The sequence below is a fragment of the Dietzia sp. UCD-THP genome, from assembly GCF_000349585.1.
Lineage (GTDB): Bacteria > Actinomycetota > Actinomycetes > Mycobacteriales > Mycobacteriaceae > Dietzia > Dietzia natronolimnaea_A.
Window position 1 is genome coordinate 5,430 of record NZ_KB714680.1, and the last position, 2,879, is coordinate 8,308.

Here is a 2,879-nt window from a genome sequence, read left to right on the forward strand (position 1 = left end):
CGCATCAGCCCCGCGGGGAGGGTCTTGGCCCTCGGGGACAATCGCTGGACTGGCAATTAGCTTGCCGAGATCGATCAGAATCTCACGGCTGCGACGCCCGACGTCTTGCCATGTGTCCTTATCGCGAGCGCCGGTGTACTCGTTGATCAGCCCTCTGATCCGTGCGTTGATGACGTCCCAGGTAGGAGTGGGATCGCCTCCGGCGGGGTCATGGACTGTCACTCCGTTGGCCTGCTCTTCCAACTGCTCGAGAGCCTTGCGTTTCAGCGCTGCGACATGAACCCTTCGGGAGGCGTAGGTCGGCAGCTCCTGCGAGTAGTAGCCGTGCCACTCCCACAGCGACCGCCAGGGGAATGGGGGATCGAATCCGAGGCGCCGGAACTGGGTTGCCAGCGTGCGATCATTGCGCTGGTAGTCCGCTTCGAAGTCGTCGAATCGACCCTGGCCAGTCCCGGTTGCAACGATGACGTTGGCCTGTCTTTCCACCAGCTCCACGAGCTGGTGGATCGAGGTTGCAGGGGTCGTCATCCCTTGAGCTTCCGGCTCGAAGGATGGACGCTCGCCTCGTCGATCTGCTGCAACTCGTCCAACGAGAGGAAGTAGTCCATCCGGCTGAAACCACGGCCCCTGCCGTCCATAATTCGGCGGTACTCGGCCAGCATGCGCAGGTACATCTCCAGCACGCGATGATGCGAGTTGCCGTTGTCATGGCGCTCAAGTTGGGCTCCCAGCTCAGTCCATCGGCCGTCACGCATGAGGAACTGGACGTAGCTGGCCATCTGCCCCTCCAGCGGGTCGTTGTGATCGAACCCTACGAACTCGAGACTCCCCTTGAGCTCTTCGTCGACTTCCGCACCGTCCTTCTCGAGACGCTCGATGCTGTAGGTGATGACCCGGAACATATCGAGGATGTCTTTGACCCGGTCACAGTCGCGGTGAGATAGCTCGGTCTGAAAGCCGGCGGTCGCATACCAGTACTCGCCCGTGTAGCCGGCCTCCAGAATCTGAGCACGCATGAGCTGATAGTTGAGGTCTCCATCGACATCGTTCGCATCCTCAGGGAGAACTCGCCCGAGGATGCGATGCAGCATCGAAAGGATCTGCCGATCAATTAGGCGCAAGGTCTCCTGCGGCGGCTCCCCGCCGTGTCTTGCTTCCTGCTGCTCGCGGACGGGCACTACGGCTTCCATCACCAGGTTGCGAACATACTCGCTAAGGGATATGCCCTCGTCGTCTGCCAGTTCCTTGAGTTGGTCGCGGACCCGATCCTCGACCCGGATGTTCAGAACAGCCATGTCGTACTCCAATCATCTTGTATGACAGTAAGCGTAGCACCGTCATACGGTAATGGAGGTGGGCGGTTCCAGCAGTGTCGCAGTAGACGATCCTCCATTGCGACGCACCGAGAACGGCTTGATTGGAAGGCTCCGCCCGGGCCGGTCGTCTCGCAGACATGTCGCACCAGCGAGTCGCGTTGAACACGGTCATCTGCGACAGATGGCCCCGAACAGCCCTCCCGCCGATGCCCCTACACAATGGAGCGCCAAGTCGTGATGCGCCAGATCTGAAGTCATCGGTTCAGGTCGCCCCAGAGTGTTGCCCACTGCTCGGGGCGTAGGTCGCGTGGAAGGGCTCGTGGGCTGATTCCTGCTTTCCTCAGCTTGTCGCGGATGAGGTCGCGCGGCGCCTGGGTGGCCTGCTGCACGATGCGGTCAAGGTTCCCCCCGCGGCCGGTGAATATCGCGCGCACGAACCGTTCGTACGCCCGTCGTTGCATAACAGGGACCAACGGAGTGGGGCGGCGGATGATGTGGATGATGCCGCCGTCCACGCCTGGCCTCGGATGGAAGGCCGTTGATGGCACTCGCCCGTGCAGGGTGAAGGTGAACCATGGTGCGGTCTGAGCAGTCAGCAATGTGGAGCCCCCAACGCCGGCACGTCTGCGGGCCACTTCCCATTGCGTGAGTAGCACTGCGTGCTGCCACGTGCCGGTGGCGAGCAGTCGGCGCAGGATCGGTGTTGTGATATGGAACGGAACGTTTCCAACGACTACCGGGGTGGTGAGCGGGTAAGCGAGGACGTCGGCCTGTTCGACCGTCACACCGGGCATGCGCTGTCGCAGCTTAGCTACCCGGTGCTCGTCGATGTCGATTGCGGTGAGCGGCCTCTGAAGGCGCGCAAGGTGCCGTGTAAGTGCGCCATTGCCGGAGCCGATTTCCAGAATCGGCCCTTGCGTACCCGCAATGAGGTTGGCGATTTTTTCTAGCGTGGGGGTATGAACGAGAAAGTTCTGGCCGAGTTCGTGTCGGCCGCCATGGGATGAACGGGGCATGATCGCGCTCCAAGATCGAAATGGGAGCGCCTCGAGAACAGGCAGGTCAAAGACCGAGAATGAGGGTACGCAGAGGTGCCGTTCCGAGACGCATAAGGTCTCTCGGACGGACGACGCGCTAAAACGTTCAGCGAAACGCGCCGTCAGGCGCGGCGGTCGCGAACAGCGAGCGAGTGCGCCGCAGCGAACCCGCAAATCAATTTACCCATGACCGAAAACATAGCAGCACCCGTTGATGTTTCCGTGGTCGGCGCTGGCAACGCAGGCAACATGAATGGCCTCGCCGTCTCTTCTACTAGCTGTACTGACCGGACACGTTAGTCGGTACGGATCGTCGGGATCGATAACGTGCCGTCAATGCTTTGGCACGCACGTACATCGCATCGCGGACGGATTCTGGCGCTAGTGTCGCGTTTCTGAAGTTGGTTTAGGGTTCGCTTTCGCGAGGATCTGTTCGGGGGTTTTAGTCCAGACGAACGGGTGTTTGCGGTCGTTCCAGCCCGTGATGAACTGGCGAATCTTGGCATTGAGGTCCTTGACGGATGTA

The 2,879-nt window shown here is 60.9% G+C and carries 3 protein-coding genes; all 3 read right to left on the bottom strand.

Going from position 1 to position 2,879, the window contains the following annotated elements:
* A partial coding sequence (locus H483_RS39855; protein ID WP_017838673.1) for a hypothetical protein occupies positions 1–528 on the bottom strand: 528 nt, incomplete at its 3' end.
* The gene (locus H483_RS38050; RefSeq protein ID WP_017838674.1) at positions 525–1,295 is read right to left on the bottom strand and encodes a YfbU family protein; all 771 of its coding nucleotides are present in this window, start codon (positions 1,293–1,295) and stop codon (positions 525–527) included. The genes H483_RS39855 and H483_RS38050, both read right to left, overlap by 4 nt.
* Before the next feature lie 275 nt (positions 1,296–1,570).
* Positions 1,571–2,332, bottom strand: coding sequence for a 23S ribosomal RNA methyltransferase Erm (erm, locus tag H483_RS39035; protein ID WP_081615269.1), 762 nt, complete (start codon positions 2,330–2,332; stop codon positions 1,571–1,573).
* Positions 2,333–2,879: the final 547 nt, after the last annotated feature.

Bases quoted from the DNA above. Each gene is read 5' to 3' on its own strand.
- H483_RS38050 (WP_017838674.1), bottom strand. From the start codon at position 1,295: ATGGCTGTTCTGAACATCCGGGTCGAGGATCGGGTCCGCGACCAACTC.
- erm (WP_081615269.1), bottom strand. From the start codon at position 2,332: ATGCCCCGTTCATCCCATGGCGGCCGACACGAACTCGGCCAGAACTTT.